The organism is Pseudoalteromonas sp. JC3 (assembly GCF_030291895.1).
Lineage (GTDB): Bacteria > Pseudomonadota > Gammaproteobacteria > Enterobacterales > Alteromonadaceae > Pseudoalteromonas.
The window spans coordinates 930,598-957,497 of sequence record NZ_CP127856.1; the positions used below are offsets into that span (position 1 = coordinate 930,598).

23 protein-coding genes are annotated in these 26,900 nt (G+C 42.1%); 15 read left to right on the plus strand and 8 right to left on the minus strand.

The genetic code is table 11. The annotated features are described in order from the left end of the window. Positions 1-445: 445 nt before the first annotated feature. The 6 genes from QSH61_RS22715 to QSH61_RS22740 form a co-directional block, all read right to left on the minus strand. Positions 446-2,479 carry a S9 family peptidase gene (locus QSH61_RS22715; protein ID WP_174169561.1) on the minus strand — a complete coding sequence of 678 codons (2,034 nt, stop codon included), beginning with the start codon at positions 2,477-2,479 and terminating at the stop codon, positions 446-448. A 352-nt stretch (positions 2,480-2,831) separates the two neighbouring features. Further along, positions 2,832-3,821 (minus strand): GGDEF domain-containing protein, encoded by a 990-nt coding sequence (locus QSH61_RS22720; RefSeq protein ID WP_206472558.1) that lies wholly within the window; start codon positions 3,819-3,821, stop codon positions 2,832-2,834. A 19-nt stretch (positions 3,822-3,840) separates the two neighbouring features. Then, positions 3,841-4,935 carry a uroporphyrinogen decarboxylase/cobalamine-independent methonine synthase family protein gene (locus QSH61_RS22725; RefSeq protein WP_206472557.1) on the minus strand — a complete coding sequence of 365 codons (1,095 nt, stop codon included), beginning with the start codon at positions 4,933-4,935 and terminating at the stop codon, positions 3,841-3,843. Positions 4,936-5,461: 526 nt separating this feature from the next. Further along, the gene (locus tag QSH61_RS22730; protein WP_206472555.1) at positions 5,462-6,085 is read right to left on the minus strand and encodes a hypothetical protein; all 624 of its coding nucleotides are present in this window, start codon (positions 6,083-6,085) and stop codon (positions 5,462-5,464) included. Between the two features lie 298 nt (positions 6,086-6,383). Continuing rightward, positions 6,384-7,424: a methionine synthase gene (locus tag QSH61_RS22735; RefSeq protein WP_206472553.1), complete on the minus strand. Its 1,041-nt coding sequence runs from the start codon at positions 7,422-7,424 to the stop codon at positions 6,384-6,386. A 28-nt stretch (positions 7,425-7,452) separates the two neighbouring features. Beyond that, positions 7,453-8,430: a DUF1852 domain-containing protein gene (locus tag QSH61_RS22740; protein WP_010603789.1), complete on the minus strand. Its 978-nt coding sequence runs from the start codon at positions 8,428-8,430 to the stop codon at positions 7,453-7,455. Positions 8,431-8,894: 464 nt separating this feature from the next. Between QSH61_RS22740 and QSH61_RS22745 the strand changes: the two genes are divergently transcribed. Further along, positions 8,895-9,704 carry a sulfite exporter TauE/SafE family protein gene (locus QSH61_RS22745; RefSeq protein WP_010603788.1) on the plus strand — a complete coding sequence of 270 codons (810 nt, stop codon included), beginning with the start codon at positions 8,895-8,897 and terminating at the stop codon, positions 9,702-9,704. Positions 9,705-9,758: 54 nt separating this feature from the next. Here QSH61_RS22745 and QSH61_RS22750 read toward each other — a convergent pair whose 3' ends face one another. Further along, entirely contained in the window at positions 9,759-10,784 is a 1,026-nt protein-coding gene (locus QSH61_RS22750; protein WP_248298712.1) for a linear amide C-N hydrolase, read from the minus strand. Between the two features lie 314 nt (positions 10,785-11,098). Between QSH61_RS22750 and QSH61_RS22755 the strand changes: the two genes are divergently transcribed. The 8 genes from QSH61_RS22755 (at position 11,099) to QSH61_RS22790 (ending at position 18,231) form a co-directional block, all read left to right on the plus strand. Continuing rightward, positions 11,099-11,584 carry a GNAT family N-acetyltransferase gene (locus QSH61_RS22755; RefSeq protein WP_010603786.1) on the plus strand — a complete coding sequence of 162 codons (486 nt, stop codon included), beginning with the start codon at positions 11,099-11,101 and terminating at the stop codon, positions 11,582-11,584. A gap of 175 nt (positions 11,585-11,759) precedes the next feature. Beyond that, complete coding sequence (locus QSH61_RS22760) at positions 11,760-12,752, plus strand: LLM class flavin-dependent oxidoreductase (protein ID WP_206472552.1); 993 nt, start codon at positions 11,760-11,762, stop codon at positions 12,750-12,752. A gap of 334 nt (positions 12,753-13,086) precedes the next feature. Then, on the plus strand, positions 13,087-13,497 hold the full coding sequence (locus QSH61_RS22765) for a nucleotide triphosphate diphosphatase NUDT15 (protein ID WP_102058367.1): 411 nt from the start codon (positions 13,087-13,089) through the stop codon (positions 13,495-13,497). A gap of 20 nt (positions 13,498-13,517) precedes the next feature. Continuing rightward, positions 13,518-13,958, plus strand: a complete 441-nt coding sequence (locus QSH61_RS22770; RefSeq protein WP_174169550.1) for a DUF2214 family protein — start codon at positions 13,518-13,520, stop codon at positions 13,956-13,958. Further along, a complete protein-coding gene (locus QSH61_RS22775) occupies positions 13,955-14,371 on the plus strand; it encodes a VOC family protein (protein ID WP_010603775.1) in 417 nt (138 codons plus the stop codon). Before QSH61_RS22770 ends, QSH61_RS22775 begins: the two co-directional genes overlap by 4 nt. Next, positions 14,368-15,027 (plus strand): YoaK family protein, encoded by a 660-nt coding sequence (locus QSH61_RS22780; RefSeq protein WP_206472547.1) that lies wholly within the window; start codon positions 14,368-14,370, stop codon positions 15,025-15,027. The genes QSH61_RS22775 and QSH61_RS22780 overlap by 4 nt, the downstream gene beginning before the upstream one ends. Positions 15,028-15,548: 521 nt before the next feature. Beyond that, positions 15,549-16,685: an MFS transporter gene (locus tag QSH61_RS22785; RefSeq protein ID WP_206472545.1), complete on the plus strand. Its 1,137-nt coding sequence runs from the start codon at positions 15,549-15,551 to the stop codon at positions 16,683-16,685. Between the two features lie 478 nt (positions 16,686-17,163). Next, the gene (locus tag QSH61_RS22790) at positions 17,164-18,231 is read left to right on the plus strand and encodes a ChuX/HutX family heme-like substrate-binding protein (protein ID WP_102058371.1); all 1,068 of its coding nucleotides are present in this window, start codon (positions 17,164-17,166) and stop codon (positions 18,229-18,231) included. A gap of 76 nt (positions 18,232-18,307) precedes the next feature. On the opposite strand, the gene QSH61_RS22795 is transcribed toward QSH61_RS22790, so the two are convergent. After that, the gene (locus QSH61_RS22795) at positions 18,308-19,084 is read right to left on the minus strand and encodes a 2OG-Fe dioxygenase family protein (protein ID WP_010603771.1); all 777 of its coding nucleotides are present in this window, start codon (positions 19,082-19,084) and stop codon (positions 18,308-18,310) included. A gap of 663 nt (positions 19,085-19,747) precedes the next feature. On the opposite strand from QSH61_RS22795, the gene QSH61_RS22800 reads away from it, so the two are divergent. The 6 genes from QSH61_RS22800 (at position 19,748) to QSH61_RS22825 (ending at position 26,762) form a co-directional block, all read left to right on the plus strand. Continuing rightward, positions 19,748-20,176, plus strand: coding sequence for a hypothetical protein (locus QSH61_RS22800; protein WP_010603770.1), 429 nt, complete (start codon positions 19,748-19,750; stop codon positions 20,174-20,176). A 144-nt stretch (positions 20,177-20,320) separates the two neighbouring features. After that, positions 20,321-22,522: a hypothetical protein gene (locus tag QSH61_RS22805; protein WP_010603769.1), complete on the plus strand. Its 2,202-nt coding sequence runs from the start codon at positions 20,321-20,323 to the stop codon at positions 22,520-22,522. After that, a complete protein-coding gene (locus QSH61_RS22810; protein WP_206472543.1) occupies positions 22,515-24,650 on the plus strand; it encodes a hypothetical protein in 2,136 nt (711 codons plus the stop codon). The genes QSH61_RS22805 and QSH61_RS22810 overlap by 8 nt, the downstream gene beginning before the upstream one ends. Continuing rightward, positions 24,640-25,278 carry a YMGG-like glycine zipper-containing protein gene (locus tag QSH61_RS22815; protein WP_010603767.1) on the plus strand — a complete coding sequence of 213 codons (639 nt, stop codon included), beginning with the start codon at positions 24,640-24,642 and terminating at the stop codon, positions 25,276-25,278. The genes QSH61_RS22810 and QSH61_RS22815 overlap by 11 nt, the downstream gene beginning before the upstream one ends. Further along, entirely contained in the window at positions 25,278-25,766 is a 489-nt protein-coding gene (locus QSH61_RS22820; protein WP_010603766.1) for a hypothetical protein, read from the plus strand. Before QSH61_RS22815 ends, QSH61_RS22820 begins: the two co-directional genes overlap by 1 nt. Before the next feature lie 9 nt (positions 25,767-25,775). Beyond that, complete coding sequence (locus QSH61_RS22825; protein ID WP_206472541.1) at positions 25,776-26,762, plus strand: Calx-beta domain-containing protein; 987 nt, start codon at positions 25,776-25,778, stop codon at positions 26,760-26,762. Positions 26,763-26,900 lie beyond the last annotated feature (138 nt).

Below are 26,900 nucleotides of genomic sequence, written 5' to 3' on the forward strand. Positions count from 1 at the left end.
ATTTATTTTTTATATAAATTAAATTTCTGCTAGTTGCGAGGTTTTGGGCTAATATTATTATACATTGTAATATAATTTACTAGCTTTCTAATTCAAATGGTTTTAAAGCTCGAACACCACCCCACCCCCAATTATCAAGCAATCTTCTACTGAATACTATTCATGAGCATGTTTGGTGTAGGTAAAACCACTCATGGTTGCGCACAGCATGGACACATCATCCTGCTGAGCGCTATGGGTATATAAAGTGATAGAAAAATAACAAAAGAAAATAACAAAGACACGCACCACATTAATTTTATGCGGAGCAAGCATACAAGATGAGACTAAGTGCTTTTATGTCTCTCTAAAATAGTGTCATTTTTCAGAGGGAGGGGTCTACAGGACACATGAGTAATGTGGCCTGTAGACCTCAAGCCAGGTTATCGAAATAAGCAAATGACGTTTACTTCTTATATTTTTCAAACCAAGCTAGGGTATGTTCAATCTTACTGATCATCCGAGAAGGACGGCCTGCAATTCCATGTGGCGCACCTGGAATTTTGACCAGTACAGAATCAATTTTACGCAGCTTAAGTGCTTGGTAGAACTGTTCGGTTTCGGCCATTGGCGTGCGCAAGTCTTCTTCACCCGTCATTAGCATGGTTGGGGTGGTTACGTTGCCAACGAGCGAAAGCGGTGAGCGTTGCCAATAGTGTTCCATATGCTCCCATGGCATACCTGGGAATTGCGTTGGAATTTGACCAAGGCCACTGTCAGCGGTAAGTACTTTACTCAGCCAGTTGATCACAGGCTTTACGACAACAGCAGCGTTGAAACGGTTAGTTAAGCCAATTGCGTAGGCTGTTGCGATACCACCTGCAGAGCCGCCAGCAATAAACAGATTATCTTTGTCGATAAAGCCTTTCTCAAGCATAGCGTCTACCCCTGAGTTATGATCGGCAAAGTCTTCTTTCGAGCTGTATTTGTACTTGAGCAACATCGCAAAGCGCTCGCCGTAAGAGCTGCTGCCTCTGTGATTGTCGTAAAATACCACATAACCTTCGGCGGCATAACGCTGTAATTCTGCTGAGAAATGGGGGCCGTAGGCTAAGTGTGGACCACCGTGAATTTCTAGTAGTAATGGATATTTTTTGTTTGGGTCAAAATTTGGTGGCGTAATATACCAGCCCTGAATTTTCTCCCCGTCGAACGACGAGCTATACGTGATCTCATGCACTTTACCAAGGGTTTTATGTGCAAGTAGGTCTTCGTTAAGGCGGGTTAATTGCGCTACTTTGCCTTTTCTTGTCGTGATTGCGATGTCAGCAGGGCGCTCACTCGAACCCTGAGTAAAGGCAATTTCTCCATCAAAGTTAGCACTAAATTCACCGCTTAGATAAGGGCGACCAAGGGTTGTGCCTGAGAGCGTATCTGTGATGTCGGTAATTTTGCCTTTTGTGGTGATGCTCGCGAGCTTTCGCTTGCCGTGGTCATCGTACGTCATCGCCAGTCTATCACTGCTAATCCAAGTTGGGTTTTGGATTGAGCGGTCGAAGTCTTTGGCAATCATGTGGGAGGTTTTGTCCTGCCAATCCATGATATTCAGCTTGCTATTACGGTAAGGGTTTAGCGCATTCGATGCACTAAGATAAGCCAGCTGTTTACCATTTTCGGAAAAACTAGGTGCGTACTCACGACCAGGAGCCGACGTAAGCTGGGTGATATTACGGTTAAAATCAACTTCGAATAAGTCGCCTTCTAGGCGCTTGTATTCCCAGTCTGCAATACGGTTTGCTGAAAATACAATGGCCTTAGCATCTGCTCGCCACGCGAGTTTCCCACTATGGTGATAATTACCAGAGGTTAATTGGCGTGGCGTGCCGCCTTCACTCGGTAACACGAAGATCTGGCGATAGCCCGGTTTGATAAGGCCTCGGCCATCTGCTTGGTAGTAGGCTTTGTCGATAACAATGGCAGAGTCGGACCACTTCGCGCCTTTTGGTTTTTCTGGCATCTTGGCAATGACTGCTGGCTTTTCAGCAACCTTTTGGCTAAAAGCCAGCCATTTGCCATCTGGTGACCAAGTTAAGCCACTGATCCCAGATTGCAACTGTGTAAGTAGTGCCGTACGGTTTTGAGCAAGATAATGCACATGAATTTGTGTGCTGCCAGATACATTGCTCACAAAGGCGATTTTGCTACCATCCGGCGACCAGCGAGGTTGACTGTAATTGTTTTCATCAGAGAAGAGTGGTGATTGTGCGCCTGATTTCGTATCGACCAGCCACAGGTTTTGTCGCTTAGCATCTTTCATCACGTCATTATTGTTACGCACATAGACAACTTGAGTACCATCTGGGGATATTTGTGGGTCGTTTGCATATTCCAGTTCAAAAATGTCTTTAGCCTGTAATCCCACCTCAGTTTGTGCTAGTGCTGGCAATGCAGCGCAAGCCAGTAAAGTGCAAATAAGCGTCCGTTTCAATTCAAAAGGCATATCGCCACCTTCAATATAATTTTTATGTGGGCTTCATAGTTATTCAGGTGTAATTCAATGTCACCTAATACGCGATAGAATGAAATAAAAACTCGGTGTATCAAATGAAGGGGAGTGTAAGAAGGTTGTTTACGAGAGACAAAGAATAGTTCTGCTGGATACAATGCGTACCTGTGAATTATCCGTCGTTCATTAACTTGATTTTGGTATGATCTACGTGGCGCTCTGATCATGACGCAACAATAACGTAAAACTGTCATATGAGTGACGTACCTAACATAAGGATTTTTCACGATAATATCCAAACCTCAGGTTAAATAGTGTCAATAACCGTATTAAGTATGCATTTGCGCTATTCAGGCTCTACTCGTATGCAGTTTCTACCTGCTTTTTTCGCTTGGTATAGGGCTGAGTCAACTCGCTTTAGCATCTCAGATAGGTCTTGACCATCTTGTAAACTGCCTACGCCAAAACTGGCTGTGATCTTGTGTGGGCAGGATAATTGAATGGCTTCAATCGCTTTACGGATCCGCTCTGCTACTTTCTGTGCATCGTTGAGATAGGTGTTGGGGCACAAGATAAGAAACTCTTCACCTCCCCAACGAGATGCGATGTCCGTTGACCTTAGACTATTTTGAATTTCCTGCGACACGAGCACCAACACTTCATCGCCGATATGGTGGCCAAACCTATCGTTCACTTGTTTAAATAGATCTAAGTCTAGAATAATCGTGCTAAGGGGAAGGCCTTTAGTTAAGCACTCTGTCGTTTCCTCGTGTAGTGCCTGATTCATTTTTCTACGATTGTATAAATTGGTTAGTTCATCCTTATTCGATAGCACTTCCAATTGCACGGCCTTGACTTTATCTTGTGTGACATCCAGCATCAGGCCAATTGAATTAAGTGGTTGGCCAATGCCGTTTAGTAGCGTTTCACAGTGGTGTCTTACATAAAGTGTGGAGCCGTCAGCTCTAGTTACAACATGCTCAAATGTGGTGCTTCCACCGTGAACAAAAACATTGTGGAGCTGCTGTTTTATTGCTAGCTCGGCGCTTGGATCTAGTGCATTGATAAAGTCGTCCCACTGTGTAATGGCTTCGCCATCAATACCGAGCATGGCAGCAAGTTTATCGCTCATTTTAACGCTGTATGTTAGGTGGTTAAGCCGCCACGTACCGACATTAGCAAGCTTTTGAATATCCAGCAGAGCTTTTCTATCGTATTCGTTCTCACGTAACCTTTGTTGCAGCTTGTGGTTTTCTATTTCTAATGCCAGAACTTCATCTTCAAGTTTAGCAATTAGATCTGCGTCATCTGATTTAGGTGGAAATACTTCGCTCATGCATAACCCATTGGCTAATTCAATTTTTCTGCGCACGTGTATTGAGTGCTTCTTCGGCCATTTGTGTGCCGACTAGTCGCGATTTTATTTTTTCATATACGATTTCTCTGGTTGTTGAACTATCATCGGCGAATGGCGAAAAACCACAATCATCACAAGTGCCTAGCTGTGGAATAGGAATAAATTCACTCGCCAGTAACACGAGATCTCGTACGGATCTTGGGCTCTCAATTTCACTACTGTTCGGGTTAATCACGCCAATAAATACACGTTGGAAGGGCTTGAGGATGCTGCCTATCAGCTTCAGGGTTTTCTTGGGGTTCTCTTCACCTCTAAGTGCAACGTAGAAGCTTCCTGCATTAATGTCGAAAAGCGTAGGCAGCAGATATTTATAGTCAATGTCGGCGCTATGGGTTGCATCAATATCAGCACCCGGACAGGTATGAATACCAATTCGTTGCCTTTCGCTATCACTAAATTGGGCGAGACATTTATTGATTAACTCAACAAAGGACTTGAGGGTCTGACCTGACGGGTCTAGTTTTAAAGACAGCCTCGCTTCTGTAAAGTCAATTTGTACTTTGTGTGCACCCAGTGCTAAGCAGCGTTTTACTTCGCCAACATGCTCAGTTATCAAATCACTGATAAAACTTTCGTGATCGTAATTTTCAATCCCGTGAGATGGATAAACTAAGCTCAACATTGAAGGAGAAATAACGGCTTGTTTGACGGGCACAGTTGCGTGTTTGAGTGCGAAAGCGAGAAATTCATCCGCCGTATGTTGATAGCGAAATGGCGGTACTTTAAGGTGTGGCGCAAAGACCCGAGAGTGACCATCGTTAAAATCAACGAGCAAGCCCTGATCTGAGTAGCAAGGTGAATCGTGTAAGCAATAGTGAGCAAAACCATCAAACTTTCTTTGCTCGCCATCACTGACGATCTGACAACCAATCGCTTCGAGCTCTTTTATCACTTGTTGTGTTTCACGCTCTGCAATTTCGTTTAAAACTGCGTAACTTATCTTTCCTTGCTTATAGTCCCTGTAAGCGCTTATTAAACAGGGGTTTCGAGGAATTGATCCGATTTGTTCGCTGGGGATCTGGAACCGCGCCATCGTAGTCTACCTTCTCGAGTTGCTTATTCTAAGTAAAACGATAAAAAGCCATAAATAATTAAATAAATGTGCGCTTATAGCAATCCAGTTACTTTGTCTGTTTTACAAACGCACAAGCGCCAATGTGAGTATAGGATCAAATAGATATAATCGCCTTGATTACATGGGATTTTACCTGATGAGATAATCTTTGGTGGGTGCTTTTTAGTGAGACAAGGAGGTGATTTGAGGCTAACTTTAAAAATAATGAGTTAGCTTCTCTTTTATCTAAATTTCAGATTGAAAACAAACTGACTTATGAGAAGGCCATTTTATCCGTACTTTTCAAGTCAAAAAAGTGTGTTAGGTGAAGGGGGAAATAGCGGATTTATTAAGTGTATGAAAGCAAATGAAAATTGATAATATTTTTAGTAGATGTTCGTAAGCAATGAGAATATTTCTTGCCCTTTAGAGTTTCAAATGCTCTTTCTGGGTTTATATAGCACCTTTACTTCCCAGCCGTTAATTAACGGTAAGCTACTTAAGATTATCGTATTATCTCCTGAGCTTGGTCGGGTAAGAAGCCACTTACTTCCATTACGTCATTGCCCAAAAACGGACGTCTTTTTTGTTTTGTTTCAATTGCTTTAATGATTTGCCAATCTTTTGAGAGCTCCATGTATATTTCTTTTCCTTCCGTTTTAATAACAAGCTCATAATAGAGTTGAGTGGGTGCAGATTTCCCGCCATCTTCCAAAAATAAGATTAGTCTGGCTTTGGTTCTGGCTCTTTTCTCTTGTGATTCAAAACTGATTGACCTTAAAATTAAATCACTACCATAGGCTAAATAAGTTGGTTTTAAGGTGAAGCTCTCAGAATTCATTTCATTATTTATTGTTATGTGAAGTATTTCATTGCCCGTGTAGGGGATTGACCGGCTTGTATCTCCGATAGCGTATTTAGCACCATCCTCGTATTCAGCATCTATTCTTTTGTCTAGTTCTGCGTTCTGGATTATGGCACGTAATGTACTTTTTTGTACGTCATCCAGACTAAGTGCTTTTAGAGTTGTAGTTTGAACATACAAATTTCTTTCGGTATCTAGATCCCGCGCTTTACTCTGGGCGTTATGTACACAGAGTAAAAGCAATAGGAGTGCAATAGTTTTCATACAAATGATATCCTTATTGTGTCATTAGCTTGTAGATACTAACACCTGTTTAGCAAGTATAAACCTTATTTCTTGGTTGCATTAGGCTTGATGGTTTAACTTATAAATTAGAGAATAAATTATATGGATGCTCCAATGATAACAAGAGCGAGTAGAAGTTACCTGGTGAGTTTAAGTAATAAACCGTCGTACTGAACACTGATTAAGGTTGTAAAGCCGCACCACCTATCATTCCTTGAAGGCGGCACATAATTTAGGTTTTATTTAGCAGCTAAAACTATTGTTAATTCAGTATTTATCAAGCTGATTTTTTGGCTAATAGCTCTTGGCGCACAAGTTCAGCCCCTGCGCTCAATGCAGCGAGCTTACCTCTTGCCACTTCACGAGAAAGTGGTGCCATACCGCAGTTAGTGCATGGGTAGAGTTTGTCGGCGTCAACAAACTCAAGCGCTTTGCGTAGTGTGTTGGCAACTTCTTCTGGCGTTTCGATGGTGTTGGTTGCAACATCAATCGCACCAACCATCACTTTTTTACCACGGATCAACGCTAACAAGTCGATTGGCACGTGAGAGTTATGGCACTCTAAAGAGATGATATCGATATTGGATTTTTGTAGCTTAGGAAATGCCTCTTCATATTGACGCCATTCTGATCCTAAGGTCTTTTTCCAATCGGTGTTAGCTTTAATGCCGTAACCGTAACAGATATGCACTGCGGTTTCGCATTTGAGTCCTTCAATAGCACGTTCAAGCGCCGCAATGCCCCAGTCGTTGACCTCATCAAAAAAGACATTAAACGCCGGTTCGTCGAATTGAATGATATCGACTCCAGCGGCTTCCAGCTCTTTGGCTTCTTGATTAAGGATCTTAGCAAATTCCCACGCTAGCTTTTCACGGCTTTTGTAGTGGTCATCATACAGCGTATCTATCATCGTCATCGGACCTGGCAATGCCCATTTGATAGGTTTGTCTGTTTGGCCGCGTAAAAACTTGGCATCTTCAACAAAAACCGGCTTTTGGCGAGATACAGGGCCCACCACGGTTGGAACGCTGGCATCATAGCGGTCGCGAATTTTTACGGTTTGACGCTTCTCAAAGTCCACACCGCTTAGGTGTTCAATAAAAGTGGTTACAAAGTGTTGACGGGTTTGTTCGCCGTCACTCACGATATCAATCCCTGCAAGTTGTTGCTCTTGCAAAGCAATACGTAGCGCATCGTTTTTGCCATCAATAAGCTCGTCGCCCTCTAGTTTCCAAGGTGACCATAGGGTTTCTGGCTGAGCAAGCCAAGCGGGCTTAGGTAAACTGCCAGCAGTAGACGTTGGTAATAGTGTTTTCATAATAAATGCTGTTCCATATTCCCGTTGATTATAAAGCGTAATTTGCAGACCACTGCTCAAGTACGGTTTGGTAAGGCTTGATGAAATGCTCTTCGGCAAATCGACCTTGTGCAATCGCCAACTGGCTGCGCTCTTCGCGGTCATAAACAATCTGCGTTAATGAATGATCTAGGTTTTTCAAGTTTGGCTGATAGCACTTGCCTGCAACCGCATTGGCGTTGTAAATCTCAGGGCGGTAGATCTTTTGGAATGTTTCCATGGTGCTGATGGTGCTGATCAACTCCAGATTGGTGTAGTCATTCAGTAAGTCACCAAAGAAGTAAAAAGCCAAAGGTGCAACGCTATTTGGTGGCATAAAGTAGCGCACCTGTAAGCCCATCTTTTTGAAATATTGCTCAGTTAATGATGACTCATTTGGCTGATATTCAAAGCCAAGCACAGGGTGCTGATTTTCAGTGCGGTGATAGGTTTTGTTATCAGATACACTTAGGCAAATCACCGGTGGCTTACTAAAGTGACTCTTGTAAGCTTCTGAATCGACAAAGTATTTAAATAGCTTACCATGTAAGTCGCCAAAGTTAGCTGGGATGCTGAATTTAGGTTGATCTTTATTATGATCAAGTAATAGCACGCTAAAGTCGTAGTCACGTACGTAAGATGAGAAGTTGTTACCAACAATTCCCTCAATGCGTTCATTGGTTTTGTGGTCAACAATATTGGTTTTTAACACTTCAATTGACGGGAAAGTTTGCCCACTGCCTGCAATATCCATATCAACCGAGACTATCTCAAGCTCAACAGAATAACGGTCGCCTTTTGGGTTATCCCAGCTAGCCAATGCGTTAAAGCGATTATCAATCATCTTTAAGGCATTGCGTAAGTTTTGCTGGCGGCTTTCGCCTCTTGCTAAGTTAGCAAAGTTGGTGGTGATCCGCGTGCTGTTTGACGGATGGTAATTCTCGTCAAGACGAATGCTCTTAATAGTGAAAGTAAACTCGTTATTCATGTTCTTCAGGTATCCAATTCTAATGCTAACGCGCTCGGTAATTACGTTTCACTGCGATAAACAGATATCCACGGGGACGCAGTGAGAGTGCCGAACATTAAGTGATGTAAGATTTATACGTGGATCACAAGATGAAGAAAAACGGTTTTATTTCACATAAAACATGAGTCTGATTCATGAGTTACAAAAATAGATGCCGCTTATTGAGTCGCATATGCAGAAAATATGAGCAATTGTAGAGTAAAACTCTTTGGAAATCCGAAAGTCTAGACTGCTAAATGTCTAAGTTGCATTTGTTTCAAGTAAAACGTGAGGAATATTCAAGGCTTATCTAAGTCAAAAGCACCAATGGCAAAGCGTTATGTTGTTATACTCGCAGCGCTTAGGTGGCACAAAGGCTAAAAGCAACGGCCATATTGCTCACTTAGGTGATTGCGCCTCAATTAAAAGAAGAGATAAGTGGAATGAGTGAGTTGATATTGTTGTTTGTGTATTGTGCACTACTCGGTAGTGTTGTCGGCTTTTTAGCCGGATTGTTAGGTATTGGCGGTGGGCTGGTTATTGTTCCGGTGCTGAGCAGTATTTTATTGTACTTTAACGTGTTACCGCCGGAGCAAGTGGTGATAGCCGCTGTAGCGACATCGCTGGCATCCATTTTATTTACTTCTACCTCATCGGCAATCGCGCATCATAAAAATGGCAATGTACCGTGGGATTTAGCGCCGTGGATAATGACGGGCGTTGCACTAGGCGCGCTTATCAGTGGTTTTTTGGCTGCGCTATTACCCGAAAACGCAGTGCGCATTGTATTTGCAGTAAGTGTGGTATTGATAGCAATAAAAATGTTTTATAGCAGTAAAAATGAGAGCTCAACCCAAAGGCAGCTGCCAAATAAAGGCATACTTACGGTATTAACGACGATCACAGGTGGTTTATCTGCCATGATAGGCATTGGCGGTGGAGCGCTATTGGTACCGCTGTTGACGTTTTTCTCTGTTGATATGAAAAAGGCCATAGGATGCGCTTCTGCATGTGGCATTGTTATCGCGCTCTTTGGTTCCGTTGGCTACATTAGCTCGGGCAGTGCGCACTTTGCACTTTCGGATGGTTTCGCCGGATTTGTTTATTTGCCAGCCCTGTTAGGAATTGTGTGCACGTCTTGGTTCACTGCTCCAATGGGAGCTAAAGCCACGCATCATTTGCCTGTTGCCACGATTAAAAAGGTATTTGCTGTGCTACTGTTAGTGATGGCTGTGAATATGGCGGTGAATTAAGTACTTTTGAGCCAAAACGAGCTATGGCGTGTTTGGCTCAAAAATCTGCTAATCTTACTTTTTGAACGGATCTTCGGTTGGTTCAAAATGCTTGTTTAACTTGCCATTTCTGGTGCTATTGATGTATTCCCCAGATGGATCTTCGCTTATCAGTGTGAAGGCACTGACTGGCGATTCAAAGTTAAAGTTTGCCAATTCCACCCAAGCAACATGAGGCGTGCGAGCATTGCAAAAGTAATAGGTTTGGCTCCTATGTGCTGCAACGGTTGTCCACAAGGTATTAGATATATTTGGGCTGGCACTGCTTGTAAAATTATAGCCAAGGGGTACTGATGCACTTGCAGCAACCGAGCGAGCCTGTGCAAGGGCATCATGCTCATCGTTTGGTAAATCTAAGTGATTAAGATAAAACGCAGCGCGCTCGAATCTATCGGTTGAGTATGGACCGCCAGGGATCGTATGGCTCGGCTGACTGTTTTTATCACTCCATTGCCACAGCCAATAATCATTAATCCTTAGCTGATCTTCATAACTTGGTTCATTGGTAACAACGCGATAGTCAGCGCTGTGATGGATCTTAAAAACCCCATTCTCAACTTCGATAATGGCTGAATCGCCACTGATATCCGACACTATCAAATGCAATGCTGCGGTTTTACCTTCGCTGTTAGGTACTTCTGCACCAACGATCTGAATTTCTTGTTTGCTGAATACGTCAACGACTTCCTTGACGAGTACAAATTTGTCTAATACATATTGCAACCATCTCAGTACGCTCAGCTGCTTTTTACTTTTGCATGCTGATTTACCGTACGTCGCGCCTGAGTCGTACAATACATTTGCGACAAGCCCCATAGAGTTCATGCCATCGGAGGCTGCCCAGCCGCTGCAATCATCTCCTACCATAGCGACCACACTACTATAGGAAGATGTCCACGTAAGTGGGTTGCGAGTTTTCTCGCTTGCTATTGCCTCTAGCTCAGAAACTGGCTCAAGCCCCGATTTTTTTAGTCCTTTTTCAAGTACAAACAAGCTGGTAGGTAATATAAACATCCAGTCCATATTTCTGGCAGTAGCCAAATATGCTCTATTCCAGTTATTAAAAGCTCTAGTACACATAACAACCTCACAAGAAAATTAAATATCCTTTTGATGAGTGGTTTCTCATCAATCTACTGTTTCATACTAGGCTTTGAAAAAGGCTAAATACATTACAGAAAGTTACAGTGCATTACAGGAGTGGTAAGTCAGTAACTATTAGCGTGAAAAACTAATGATTCGACAAGTATTCGTCTCGGGTTCCCTAAAACAAAAGTGGTGTGAGGTTAGTAGAATGAGTATATTTGCAAGAATTGGGTTAATTGCTATCAGGTATGACGTTTAGAGGAAATGGGATGATAAGAGAGATAACTCGGGAAGATTTTGAGTCGTTTTGGCCAACGTTTTCAGAAGTGATCCAAGCGCAAGAAACGTATGCATTTGACTCAAATATGAGTATAGATCAGGCATTTTTACTTTGGTGTGAAACGCCGCTCAAAGCTTTTGCATATGTTGAAAATGGGCAAGTACTTGGCAGCTATTATTTGCGACAAAATGCGATGGGTCCGAGTAGCCACATATGTAACTGTGGTTACATGGTGTCGAGTTTGGCTCGTGGTAAGGGAATTGCACGGCTGATGTGCGAACATTCCCAGCAACAAGCATTAGCGCTGGGATTCGAAGCCATGCAATTTAATAGTGTGGTATCGACCAATGAACTGGCGATTAAACTATGGCAAAAGCTTGGTTTTACCATTGTGGGCACCATTCCCAAGGCATATAAACACGGGAAATTGGGTTTGGTAGATAGCTATGTTATGTATAAATGGTTGGCTGATTAAAGTGGACAGGATCTGAAAGCTCTATTACACAGCCATCAAATCACAGGTGAAACTGGCTTGTTATCGCCAAAATAGCGATAGTCGAAAATCAGCAACAATGTAGTGCGGGATTTCGGATTGAAATAGAAGTAGCAACCCTTACTCTATGGTCTAACTCAAACCGTTAAGGATTGTTATGACTTCACTTGCTAACATGCCATTTTCTTTGCTCGAATTAAGCCCGATGAAAGAGCAAGATACCGTTTCACAAACCCTCGCTAACAGCGTGGCTTATGCGCAAAAAGCGGATGAACTTGGCTTTAAACGCTTTTGGATGGCTGAACATCATAATATGCGTGGCATCGTCTGCGCAGCAACCTCCGTATTGATAGGGCATATTGCCGGACACACTCACAATATTCGGGTAGGGGCGGGTGGCGTGATGTTGCCAAACCATCCACCGTTAGTCGTCGCTGAGCAGTTTGGCACCTTAGAAAGCCTCTATCCTGGACGCATTGATTTGGGATTAGGGCGCGCGCCTGGTAGCGATCCTATTACCAGCCGAGCACTGCGTCGCGATGACAGACGTGCAGAACAATTTGATGACGAAGTCGCTGAATTACAAGCCTTGCTCGGTCCTTATGACGGTAGATCCTCGGTGCGGGCCATTCCGGGCGAAAACACCAAGGTACCAATCTGGTTGCTTGGTTCGAGTCTTTATAGTGCCCAGCTCGCCGCAAAGCGAGGTTTACCTTATGCATTTGCGGGTCACTTTGCGCCACGATTCGTGCATGATGCTATCGCGCTTTATCGCCGCGATTTCCAACCATCAAAGGTGTTAGATAAACCTTATGTAACGCTTGGCTTACCGGTAGTTGCAGCCGATACCGACGAACAAGCGCAGTATTTAGCTACCACGTCAAAGCAACGTATCCTAGCGTTGATGCGAGGCCAGGCGTTATGGTTGAAACCCCCCGTTGATTCGATGGAGGGTCTATGGAATGCCCAAGAGCAAATGCAAGTTGAAAGCTTTTTAGGCCTATCTGTGGTTGGAAGCCCCGCGACTGTCCACCATAAACTCAGCATGATTAAACGTGAGTTAGCGGTCGATGAGTTTATTTTTACCAACGATTTATACGAGCTAAGTGATAGAAAACATGCGCTTGAAATCTTGGCGAGCTTAACGTAAAAGTCTGAGTGCGAAGGCAGTACTAAAGAGAAGGTTTGCGGTACACTGCGAGTTAAAAATTTACAAGGAACGAAAGTTGAAAACGATTTGGTTGTGTATCCTTTCTCTACTTATTCTGCCTTTTATGTCGGGGCGAAAGAAATAGCGCTGACCTTTGATGACGCCCCATTACCGGGGAGTAAGTTGATGTCAGGTACGGAAAAAACGACGCTCCGTGATGAAAATGAAGCACTAAGGTACTAGAAGCTAAACTTGCTGAGCTCGGGGTGTTTAAATCACCCTGAATAATAAGTTCAGCGAGTCAATATTTGCAGTAACAGTTAAAGGAAAAATAATGGATCAAGTCGTACGCGTCGGGGTTGGCGTGGTAATAATGCACGATAATAAAATTTTGCTTGGTGAGCGCATCGGCGCTCATGGCGCACATACTTGGGCAACCCCTGGTGGCCATTTAGAGTATGGAGAGGACATTGAGGCATGCGCGATAAGAGAGGTGCATGAAGAAACGGGGCTAGATGTTGTAAACGTTGAAAAGCTTGGTTTTACTAATGATTATTTTGCCAATGAGCAGAAACATTATGTCACTCTGTTTGTCATGGCAAGGTGCGATACTCATGATGCAGAAGTTAAAGAGCCAAATAAATGCAAACAATGGCAGTGGTTCTCGCTTGATGAATTGCCGCAGCCCCTGTTTTTGCCTTTGGTGAACTTTTTAGAAGAAAACAACACACTTTATCAAGGCTAAAATGGTAATTGGGGCACAGCATGGAAGAAATAGTCGTTAGATATATTCATTTTATCGGTATTTTATTTTTGGCATCGACGCTCGCGATTGAAAACGTGTTACTCTCTAAATCAATGAGTAGTCAGAGTATTAAGCGGTTAGCGGTAGTTGATGGCTTGTATGGTGTCAGTGCGCTGGTAACACTTGGCGCGGGGTTAACGTTGTGGTTTGTAGTTGGCAAGCCCTGTGAGTTCTACACTAAAAATCCGATTTTCCATGCCAAAGTCGGACTATTTTTGTTAATCGCTTTGCTGTCTATCATTCCGACTGTGTTTTTATTGAAGCACCGTAATACAACAAAAGATAATTTATTTGTGCCCCAGCGTATTATCGTCATTAAAAGGCTAGAAATGCTGTTACTTTTAGTTTTACCGCTACTTGCTGCACTTATGGCAAGAGGCTATGGGTTGCCCTCATCATGAAACAAAATATTGTCAATATTGCGCTCGTCGTCAAAGACTACGATGAAGCCATCGACTTCTACGTCAATAAACTAGGTTTTGAATTAATAGAAGACACCTATCAACCCGAGCAAGATAAACGTTGGGTGGTGGTGGCACCACCTAATTCTCATGGTACTGCGTTACTACTTGCCAGAGCTTCTACGCCAGAGCAGCAGGAATTTATTGGTGATCAAGCTGGTGGGCGGGTATTTTTATTTTTAAATACCGATGATTTCTGGCGTGATTATGAGCGCATGACATCTATTGGCATTCGGTTTATTCGCGAGCCGCAAGAGCAAGATTATGGCACGGTTGCTGTATTTGAGGATCTCTATGGCAACCGCTGGGACTTACTGCAACTAAACCCTGATCACCCAATGGCAAAGAGATGATCTCTAAGTTACCAAAATGGGTTGAGATCGGCGCTTTTATATTGGCTCTCGTTGCAGGATTTGTGAATGCAATCGGCCTGCTTAGCTTTGAGCACCAATCCGTTTCTCATTTATCCGGCACTGCGACTATGCTCGGAACTAGTTTTTTAGGTGGCAGCCTTAAAGAAACCCTGCACTTATTTGGAGTGTTACTCGCGTTCTTGCTTGGCTCTGCACTTGCGGGGTTTTTGCTGCATGGCACTACATTAACCCTTGGCAAGCATTACGATACCGCGCTGATACTTGAAGCTATTTTGCTTACCGTGTCTCTCGTCTTACTGATGCAAGGCTCATTTTACGGCCACTTTTTTGCCTCAGCCGCTTGTGGACTGCAAAACGCATTGGCCACCACGTACAGTGGAGCTGTAGTGAGGACAACCCATGTAACAGGAATATTCACCGACTTAGGACTGATGATTGGGGCATTGTTTAGAGGCGAGCCTTTGGATACCAGAAAAACAAAACTGTTTGTGTTGATCATTTCAGGGTTTGTGGCAGGTGGCGTGTTGGGCGCTTGGCTTTACAACAAGTTTCACTTTCAGGCGCTGTGGTTACCTATAACCATCTGTTTGCTAATTGCTGGTGTTTACCGCTTTGCGCTTAGGGATAAGGGGTAGCACACCGCTGTGTTGACGTATCTTGGTTTGGATTATTGACTACTTAATCGACATCGTATACATTGGCGCGCGATTTTAATTTGGATCTTTCCACGATGTTTTACATCCTATTTAAGAATTTTGTTAGAAGGCTTTGCTCCGCGCATTAACACGATGAAGTGTTGCTCGGAGCTTACTTTCTAAATCTTCATCAGAGACATTGGCGACTACTTGAATAAAGGTGGGCGGCGGCAGTGTATCTGATGATTGGAAAGACGAAGCCGGCGATGATACTTCATCGCCGGCTTTTTTGTGCCCGAAATTCAGTGGCACACATTTTCAAAGTTTTTTGAAACGGGAGGTCGGCATAACTGTCGACCTCCCGTTGTTTTATGGATGTAATTTAATGAATTTGCTTTTAAATGACCTGATGACGTCAGGTAGTGGCTCATACAAACACAAGCTTAATTTTAGCTTTATTTCTTTTGCTTTGCTGAACACCTGCAAGGTAAACGTTTGCTGCGCAAAAATGGGGTAAAGAGATGTTATTGACTTTATTACTCGCCTTTATTGCGTTTTTAGTCGGGGCCGATGAGCTGATGCTTGGGCCTATTCTTGAACCTATTGGACTCGAATTAGGTGTAAAGCCTGAGCGAGTTACACTGTTTATTACCACTTACAGCGTTGCCCTAGCGATTGTGGCTCCACTATTTGGGGCGCTCTCGGATAAAGCAGGGCACCGCGCTATCATCTTACCTGCAATCGTGGTTTTTGGTGGTGCCTCCATCGCGACAGGGCTTGTCACTTCATTTGAGTGGGGCTTAGTTGCTCGTGTGATCACGGGGATTGCCAGTGCTGGCATGCTCCCGATTGCGTTTGCCATCGCGGCAAGCTCTGGTGGAGATGCGCTCAAACGGATCGGTTGGGTGCAAGCAGGCTTAACTCTTGGCATGATCTCAAGTCCTGCGTTTGGCGCGTTTTTAACGCATTTAATGTCGTGGCGAGCGGCTTTTGTTGCACTCGGGATCGCCACTTGGGTTGTGGCGTTATTACTTACCGTAAACCGCCGTGCGATCCCAAGTGACAAAGCTGGAGAAGGCACCAAGATATCAGTCAAGCTATGGCAAATCCCCGGTGTTGTTGGCGCATTACTTACCATGTGTATCGGTTTAGGTGGTGGTATTGGTTTGTTCAATTTGGTTGGGCAGCATTTACGAGATACACAAGCACTGTCAGTGTGGTTTATTGGTGTACTGTATGCCTTATTAGGCTTAGTGAGTGTTGCTGGAAACCTGATGATGCCAAAACTCGCAACCCACTTTGAAAGTGGGCGGCAGGTCATGCGTGCGTCATTGGTCGTTTGCCTCATTGCCAGTAGCGGTCTTTATTGGTATCAAGGTATCTCTCTCATACCGTTATACTTTTTGATGACACTTTGGGCATTGGCTGGCGGCATTGGTTCACCGGCATTACAGGCATATATTTCAGGACTTTCGCCTGCACATCGTGGTGTACTTATCTCACTGGCCATGAGCATGATGCACATTGGTGTGGCGATTTGGTCTGCCGTCGCAGGTTTTGCTTACAGCCTTGGTGCGGCCGCAATGGCGCTGCTTGCTATTATTTTGTTTAGTCTTGCCATTTTGTGTTTACGCCCCGTAAAAGGCGCATCAATTTAGGAGGTAACTAGTACCAATTAGCCTTAATACTTGCTCAATTTTAAGGAGCAAATCTGACGCTAACGGCGTTAAAAATTTCTCATTTAGAACAACTGAATAGCAAAATTTTCGCCCTGCCTACATGGATGTAGGTACCTTGGCGGTAGCGGTGTTATCGACAAGATTCTCTCGCCTCAAAATTGGAAGCTGAATTAAGCGAGTTGGTATGCCAGCCTGCATATTCAATTGAACACGAGTGCTTTTGATTGAGTAGAAATGTTTTAATCTGTGTGGACTTTCATTAGACGAAATAAATTGCTAGTATCATTTTTGATATTAATTCTCATTTTCATTTGTTTTGGGTTTCATGGTATTTGCAAAGTTGGTACATGGTTTGATCGGATGATGTTGCGTCTATATATGTGAGCACTGTAAATCAACAACTTGTTTTCTTTCTTTGCCAAATGGGTGGTTAAGCTAGGTTCCTTGTGGAGGAAATATGGAACAACTTATTCAAGATTATAAAATGCTACTAATCGGAGAGCCTAACATTAGGCCCATTGTTGCGGCTATGCAGCTAGGTGTGAGTGAAGCTGAGTTGCTAAACGCACAGCTGGATGAGCCTGTTACGTCTCGAGTTACCAGATTAGATGAGCATAAAATCGCGGATTTATTAAAAGGATTTAAAAAGCTTGGAAAAGTGATGGCTTTGACTAGAAATGGCTCTGTGGTGAGCGAGATAACTGGTTTGTATGAAAAGCTCTATGTTACAGGGCACAGTAACAAACTTAGTGCCGTGGCCATCAATCCAGGAGGGATTGATCTGCGGCTTTTCTTGCACAAATGGAAAAGTGTATTTCTTGTTGAAACGGATAAGCATACTAGTTTTCAATTTTTCGATGAAAATGGTCGGGCTGTACATAAGGTATATATGACTGCAGACGCCGACTTTAACGAGTTTGTGAACCTTAAAGCACGCTACCAGCTAACACATAGTCACAAGTTGGATGTAACGCCTTTTGAAGTCCTAGATACTAATATTAGGGACTTGAGTACTGCGCAACTAGATGATTTTAGGTCGCAGTGGGGCGAGTTAAATGATGTCCATCATTTTCCAAAGCTTTTAGAGACATACAACCTTGAACGCTTGCAGGCCCTTGAAATCGTTGGCTCACCATGGAGCTTTGAGCTACAAAGCTTTGACCTTGCAGATATATTTCAGCAAGCAAACATGTTTAAGCAAGAGATTATGGTATTCGTTGGCAATCCAGGTGCGGTACAGATCTTCTCTGGAAAGGTTGAAAACCTCAAACAAGTTGGCCCTTGGTTTAACGTATTAGATCCTGAGTTTAGCCTGCATATAAAAGCAGACGACCTAACCCGCGCGTTCGTGGTCAGAAAACCCACGGATAACGGCAATACTGTGGTTACCTCTATTGAGTTTTTTGATGCCAATCGCGAGACTGTATTAACGCTGTTTGGTCGCCGAATTGAAGGCAAAAAACAAACCGATGAGTGGCAGGCGCTATGTGAGCGATTGATCCATAAAGGACGGGTTGCGGCGTAATACTTGAGCTATAGAAAAGCTATCCTCTACAATCAGCTAAATTGAAAAGGGCTCTATAAAAGAGCCCTTTGGTTTTCTAGTGCCAAATAGGCGTGACTTCTGAGACCAAAATTATTCGTTTAGAGACGGTATTTTGCTGCACATTCTCCATTCTTGTCGCCATTGCACTATGGCAAAGTGGGCGGGAAGTACCACGTTGACACTCGTCCATAATCACTCCTGACCCCACTGGTAATTCAGCAAAGAGCCGAAGATCTTGGGTACTGACATTATCTATAGGGGTGTTTACCGCGACACCGTCAGCTATCACAAACTCCCCGCCTGATACATTCTCTCTGGCCAGCGTAAGGATTGAGGTAATCGTTTGATGACTTAACCCGTCGAAATGAAGCGTATTTGGGGTTACTAAGCAATCCGCATGAGGTGTCGGATAATAGCCAATAAACTGATGCTCAACATGGTACGACGGTGCTGGAATTGAATGTTGGATCAAAAATTCAGTCAGCGCTGCTATTACTGGGTGGTTGCAAATCAATGTACCGTCAGTGCAATGTGTTATTGCTTTGAACCATCTTTGTTTACCCCCTGCGTCCGGGTTTAGTTGTTGGGACAAGCCGTAAACATAGTATTGGCCTCCTTGTCTATTTTCGGGGCTGATAAGGTGAGTGTTAGCGTCCTTGACGGTATAGCGCACGATACCTCTTGCATTTTGGCCGGATGGAATATAGGTGTCTAAGCCTAATTCAGGTTCTACCTGCTTCAGTAACGACTCAATATCTTGTCGTGAACCAACGTTTAAATTTGGCAAAGAATATTGGCAGAAACCATTTCTTAACAATGTAGTTTTAGTCATCTTTGATTCTCCTATCTGTCTTTGTTGATTTGTTTTCTTAAAAATTTCAATAAGCTTTTTCATATTCACCCCATCTGATGTGTTTTGGTATTTATAGGTTTTCATTTAACTGTATGATTGTGAAGGAAAAATAAGGAATAAAAACGGAATGGGAACGGAAATTTATAGTGGTTTTATAAGTGAGTTATTTATTACGTTGCTAAGCTTTGATGTCTAGATAGGGGCAGTGAGCTTTGTGAACAGCCTTCAGTAAATTGCAAATTATAGAAGGTTGCCAATTCAAACCCGCATTGCATCCAGGAATGATATTTCTGCAATTTTGTGCCAAGCGATAGGGGTGGTTATTTCTACCTTGACAGACTTGTTCGGCAATGAATTTGCGTCTGGTTTCGCTGACAAAGTCCGATTGATAAATGTGCAGAACAGTTAGTTAGCTAGTATCGGTATGATTTTAAATAATTTTATTTCAGTGCCAAGTAATGGTCATTGATATTCACAATGATGCAAGTTACCGAATGGTAGTTACCTTCATAATTTATATTTAAGTAACAAAGTGAAAATAGATTTGAAAATTGTGTTCTAATTGTATAGAAATGTAATCTAAATGTGGTTTTTAGATCTGTAAGCGAGATTTTTGATATGCCTAAGGGTAAGGAGCGCGAAATGGAACAAGTTTATAACTTTGCGGATGAGGTGCAATTAGAGTCCTTAAGGCAGCTGATTGTTGAGAAGATTAATCAAAACGGACTGTCCGAGCAGCAAGTTACAGACAGTGCTTACATGAGTGATAGAAGTCTTCGCAATTATAAGACGGAAGGCTACTTAGCCAGTTTAGCGCCACTCTCGTCATCGACGGTAAGTAAGCTAAAGAATCTATTGACTGCGCTTAATATTGAGCCTGAAGAAGCGCTGGAATACCACCAAAAGCGAATAGAAAATCAACAAAACAACCACCACTCAGACCCTACAAATCAAAATGGCCAGCAAAGCAATACTCAGTTTCAAGGGTGCACCTTTAACGGCGGGGCGAATGGCCCAAATGTTATCACTGGTAATAGGGATATTACGCTTAATTTTGGTGCTAAAGATTAAAGGTAATCTTAAATTCTGATAAGGGGTGGCTTAACCCTGAAAATGTAAGCTAGTTAAGAAGCTTGTATCTCTATAACGAAGTGCTCGTTTTTAGAAGCTATTAAGGTTTAATTACTTCTTTTTTATATTTAAAAGTGATTTTATATGAGTGCGGATCCAAAGGAAGCGGAAGCTGGTTCAAGCATTGGCATCGAAACCAATGCATATGAGAATGATGTTCCTCAGCAACTGAGCCAGTTTGATAGTAGTACGTTTGAAGAGGCCGTGATCCAAGGGAACAGAGATGTTCAGGTCAATAACTATTTTTCAAACGCTGACAAGAAACCATTGAAGTATGAAGCACTTCAGTTAAGAACGTTTCCAAAAATTGCGAGTAATGAGGTCATTTTAGATGACATCAAGTTAGCCGAACTTAACAACTTCCTCGTTTGTCACAATTGGCTGATTATTGGAAAAAATAACGAGAATGCCTTTTATCTCTCAGAGGCTATCGCTGCTGCTTTACAGCACACCGACATATCATCTTACTACATACGTCACAATTCATGTCGAATGACTGAGTATTTAGAAGCAAGATTTCCTTACGTAGAAAGTCAACACGCTTATGTTATTAGGCAACCAATAGAAGACCTAGAAAGCTTCGAGCGCTTTATCGAAACCCGTGAAAATCTAAATGCACTAACGTCTAAACTAAAAGCACGTAAGGCGACGCTGCTTATGGTATTGGATAGTAAAGGCGATAGTGACTGTCCTAGAAGGATCCAGGAATACCTGCGTTTCAACTCTGTAAGTTCTATGCTTGGTTATTGGCAGCCTGCAGTTCACTTTACACATGACCCATTACCTGTGGCAGCACTAGATAACGACGATTGGTTGGACTGTTTAGTTATTACACTAACTTGTTGGTTTAACAATATGCCACTGGTGTTGTTTCAAAATGCAATTGCTAAGGCATTTGACCATAAATTAAAACAAGCTAAAGAAATAGGAGAAGGAGTCGAAGCGTTAACTCATGCTTATGCTCGTTGGCAGCAAGATCCTGATGCGTTTTTAAAATTAGCTGGGCTTGAGCTCACATCACCGTCGGGCTTAGGTATTTGTTGTATCAGGCTAAGTTCGATTAAGCAGGCAAGCGTATATCGAGAAAAGTTGCTTACAAACAATCCATTCCAACTAGCTGTACTCTCGCCAATTATTGAGGAAGTCATTTTTGATCAGGATATAACAAATGAACTCATTGACATAGATGCACTTTTTTCAGACCTCGCCTACTTCTACTTAAAGCTTTCTGAAGTCGGGGTAATTACTATTAACAGTGACTACCTATTAAAATTATTTGAACGTTATCGTCAGTGTCCAAATTCAAAAATAATTCATTTTATCTCATTTGTTAGGGCGCTCTCTTATCAAGATAGATTCAAAATAGCCATCGATGAATTTATTTATCAACTACTAGGGCAAGTGGAAAAGAAAGAGAAAGATTTAATATCTATTTCAGACTTAGAAATTCATATTGACAACTGGGTGCCAGTATTTAAATCAACCTATGAAAATAAGCTTAAAGAGATGGTGTGTGATTTCAAAAATCACCTCTATTTTTTGTTTAATACTCTAGCCTATTCAATTGAATTTGAAAGTGAGTCTGAAGTTTTGTCATTAGAGTATATATTTTCTAAAAGCTATGAGCTTGGGTTGGATAAGAGTAAGAAATGTCCTAGCTTTGCGCTGCTTCGCTACTATTTTTCAGGGTATTTATATAGCGACTCCTTTCACTTATTAAAAATACTAAAAAGTATACCTTCCGATAGTGAGAAGTGTGTTTTAACTTTAATGATTGTGAGACTTTTTGTTTTTAGTCTTATGCATCGTGTGTTAGAGGGAAATAACCAAGTTGATGATAAGGCTACCTCCTACTTGATTACGTTAATGTTTGAAGAGGGGGCGGAAGAGTTAATTTACCAATTGCTCGCGATGCCAAGTTTGAGCGAAAGTCTAAAGAAGAGAAACATCACAGCATTTTTAACCACATCAATTTATATAAAGCAAACGCTGCTCCAAGCGCAATATATCACCGATGAAAGCGAATATGAGCATTACGACATGATGCTTACGGAGTTAAATGAAAAATTCAAACGATTGAATCAATTGTTTGCCATTGCTTGCACCAGAAAACAGTACGAGCAAATTAAAGCAGATTTAAGAATTCAGCGAGATAAGGCGGTAGAGCAGTACAGAAATTGTATATCAGATAAAGAGTTGAGGATGCTACTAAAGCTAAAAAAAGGCGTGTTAAGCGAAGCTATTAAACAATTTAAAAAACCTAGAAGAGAATCCTACCATGCATGAAAGCATCTCTAATTTGAGCAACTTAATCAGAAAAGTCGATACTAACTTTCACAATCCGAGAGTTCATGGAGAAGGATTTGTTGTCACTTGGAATAAGAAAACCAACCAAATCGTAACCAAGCAAGGTTTGCTATCTGATTTATTTAATAAGAAACATTATGAATATTTCTTTGTTAAATCTCATACAAAACCAATCGTCATTAGCAAAATTCCATTTGAATGGCATGAAGGTGCAAGTGAGATTGCACTAGAGTTTTACGCTACCTTTCAGCTTAAAATTACAGATCAAACTGAAGCACATAAGTTAGTCGAAATCTTGAGTATGTCGGGCACGCCGGAAAAAGGATTATTTAATTTAATAGATAAGCACCTGCATCACTGCATGTCGAAAATGTATAAGAAATGCTTGGACTCACAAAATAGCAACTTATTGGATGAGTTTTATCAGCAAGAGCTACAGCGTGGAGAAAGCAGTGAATTAAACACTTCGGTGTGCGAGCAAATGCAGCAAGAATTAAAAGGAATGGATTTTAATATTGGCTTTACGTTGCGTAATGCACCAGAGCGATATGCCGAATTTAAATATAGTACCAAGATAAAAGAAACGGGCTTAGAAGTAACGTCCGAATGTCAAATGACATTGAATAACTATCAAGCCTATCGCAAGTCTGAAATTAGCGATATCGAGGGGGTGGTAGCACACATGAAGGCGGGTATTGAGAGAGCAATCCGTCAGCATATTTTGGGCAAATCTGAAATGGATCTGCTGAGCAACTTCAAAACGGCAACGAGTCAAGACGTCTCTATCTCCGATCAGGTTAAAAATAGTGTTAAGCAACAAGCTACTGCGATTGGTTATGAACTTAATTCATTTCATACATTACCAAACATTGCTCCGCTGAGGTTATTAAATGGGTTGATGCTCACGTTTGATAAAGAAGATGGCGCATTTAAAACGGGGATGTTTGGTAGCCGTGTACGGTTAAATATTCGCATGGAAGTTAAGGCGAAAGAAGGAGAGTTTGAGAAATACCGTCACTTATTTGCAAGTAGTGAAAACGACAATCAGATTGATTTGTTAGCAATAACGCAAGCGCAAATTCTCGACAGAATAAAAGTATTAGTACACGACATTTGCAAAGAAGTGATGTTGAATGACAAGTTTAATCATTACAAAGCATTAAGTCAGTTTGAAGAATTAATCCGGCCTCAACTTGAAGATGAAATTGGCAAACGATTAAGTGAACAACATGGCTTGGTGGTAAGTATTAAGTCACTTATGGCAGTTGAATCTGAAGATGCCATGAGGCTTGAAGAGCTAAGAGGTAAAAAAATACCAATCCAATTTAAGCATTTTTTTGGTGGACAAGACGGGATTGGTGCCGAGTATTCATTCAGTGGTGCATTTGAAGTGCTCGGTCTAGTCGTCAGTGACGCCGGTGGTGAACATAGTTGGGAAACGTTTGAAAAATGGGATTTTGGTTACCGAATTGATTCTCCTGAGCGTCATACCAACACCGCCCTTAAAGGGAATGACGATAGAGTCTGTAAAAAATTGGCGATTGAGAATGAACTAGAAGATATAAAACAGGAAGTTATTAGGCTTTTCAAGGCATCAACATTACTTATCCCTTCCATTACGCTTTGGGTGAATAAACGCGAGTATAACGCAAAGTTACAAGATGAATTGCTCTGTGAGGTATCGGCTCTGTTGAGGCGCAGCCGAGGAATGGATCTACTGATTGAAAGACTAGAAATTAAAGACGAAAGCCTGATCCAAGCGCAGCTTGATAGTCGAGATCGTAAGCTCAAATCAATTGCCGATGTCGATAGTATGCGTTTAGAGCAGCGTTTAGTTGATTTAAAACAAAGCAAAGACGAAAAGCAAAAGCTTGCGGACGAAGTTACAGAAAGAAGATTGAGTTTCCTGCGCGACAGCGATGATTTTGAGGACTTACTAGACGAAAAAGAGCGTATCGAAAATGATTACCGTCATTTAAATACTAAAGAGTCGACCATAGAAGAGCTACTGCCAGCCCCTAACAGCCATGCCTCGAGCGATATCGAAGAATTAGCTGATGTACTTACTAAATCCAATAACCAATGGGAAACGAACGATGAAAAGTAGAAAAAACCTTGTTGCTGCTTCAATCATGACAGCTTTGCTATCCGGGTGTGCAATGACTGACGACACTCAAACTCGAGCTGAGGGAGCATCGACAGGTGCACTCATTGGTGGTGCGCTTGGTTTGGTGTTAGGTGACAATAAGCAAGCCGCTATGATTGGTGCATTGATTGGTGCTGTTGCCGGTGATCTTTATGCCAAGAGTGTGGTTAAGAAGAAGCAGGATTACGCTAATACTGAGTTATATATGCAAGATGTGATTAAAGGGGCACAAGAGAAACTTATCGCAGCAAAAAATGAAAGAGAAAAAATTCATTTGGAAATAGAAGGTTATACCGCGCAGTTAGAAAGCATTGAGGCAGAGTCTCAAAAACGCAGTGCTGAGTATAGTAGCTTAGAAACGCAAAAAGATAGCCTGTCTAAAGCAGTTTCCAAGTCAGCTAAGTTAGTCGAGATATTGACTGAAGAAATTCAGTACCAAAAGGACGTGCTGGCACAAGAAAGAGAAACCGTTTCTGTGCAATTAGCCTCACATAGTGAAACGGTTATTCAACAACTTCTTGCTGAAAAGAACGAGCTAGAAGTCATGCAAGCCCAGCTAGCTTCATTAGATAGACGGAAATTATATTAATGCTGAAGCGGGTTATATATTGCTTGTTTTTGTCTTTGCTAGCAGGTTGTAAGACGACAGGTGATCCGACAACTGGTGGGTTGTATGGATGGAGCGAAGAAAAAGCAAAGCAACGACAGGCACAGCTAAACCGAAGAGTAGTGGATATCGAAGCTCAAATGAATGCGATTGAAGAAGAAAATCAAGAGCTTGAAAGTGACAAGGTACAACTAACACAGTTGATAGTAATACAAAGTGAGAAGTTAAACGCTTTAATTGCAAGCCATGATGCGTTGCTGGATAAGATAGAAACATACAAAGGTCTTGAACATATTAATCAGACAAAAATTAGCCAGCTGAAAACACGTTACCCATGGCTCGGCCTGAGTCGAGAGGAGGTATTGAGACAATTTCAGGAAGCGGCAAGCGAATCACGACAACAGCAAATGCTAAACCAGCTAGAGAGTGAGCTTGAATCACTAGCACAAGAAATAGATATGATACTTTGAGTAATGTAGATGTCGATTAAACCAATAAAAGCACAATATTATTGCAACAATATAGAACACTGCAGCAATGCTCGGGCGCATAAGTTATTTACTAAATCATATGCCAACAAGTGTGGTGTTTGTGCTCAGCCATTACTGTTTGCGCGTTGGCATTTTTCGTTTGTCACTTCCTTTAGTTGGGTACTTTGTTTATCAACATTGGCAGCGCTATCTTATCCATATTTTTTTCCTAAAGAATATGAAAATATTACTTTTTCTGGTGTGAAGACTGAAGTTCAAGAGTCTAATGCCGTTGTGGAAGTTACTCTTCATCGAACAACAGGCATTGATTTAGTACAACAGATAGAGTTGATAACAGAAGATGGTACTGCAAAAGCAGCTGAGGACTATCGAGCCCTTGATATTGCTTTACAGTTCCAGCCTGGTGAAGTGCAAAAATCAATAAATATTCCTATTATTCCTGACTCCGATGTCTATGAAAACAATGAAATGTTTTACATTAAGCTGAAAAATGTGAAAGGGCAGCCGTCACATATCGTGATGATTGTCGAAGCTGGAGTAAACAAAGACTTAGTGGAAAAAAGCAGCCTTTTGGTAAGTAACCTTTCAGCTCTTGCAGCGGACCTTTCGAATGATTTGAAACAGCTTGAGATCCTTGGTAACTATCTGTCAACCAAAGAAAATCCAAAGGCGAACTTGGTCAAGAATTACCGTAATACTCAAGATAATATTCAAAGAGCGAGAGAAAAATACATCGTTCTTTTTAATGAAGCTTTAGATTTGGACCCTAATGTTTTGAGAAATGCATTGGATTCCCACCTTGAAGCGCTGAAAAAACAACAGTTTCATACTCAATATGAAGCAACAACTGTGATGAAAGCTCAGTTACTTGACTACTTGAGTTCCAGAGTTTCTAACTCGCCTAAGTGGCTCGAGGAGTTAGGTGAGGTAGTAAAGCTTGAAGTGAAAGCAAATAACAATGGTAGTGTTATCTAATCTGAGTTGCTTATTTATTGGGCTAACTTTCAACTAAGCCAATGGGCAGCGCACTCAGCGCTGCTGCATACTCCCCATCAACAGAAGTGAAAATCGAGAGAACTTTTGTTCATTATTCGACGAGTTAGCAATAGCTCA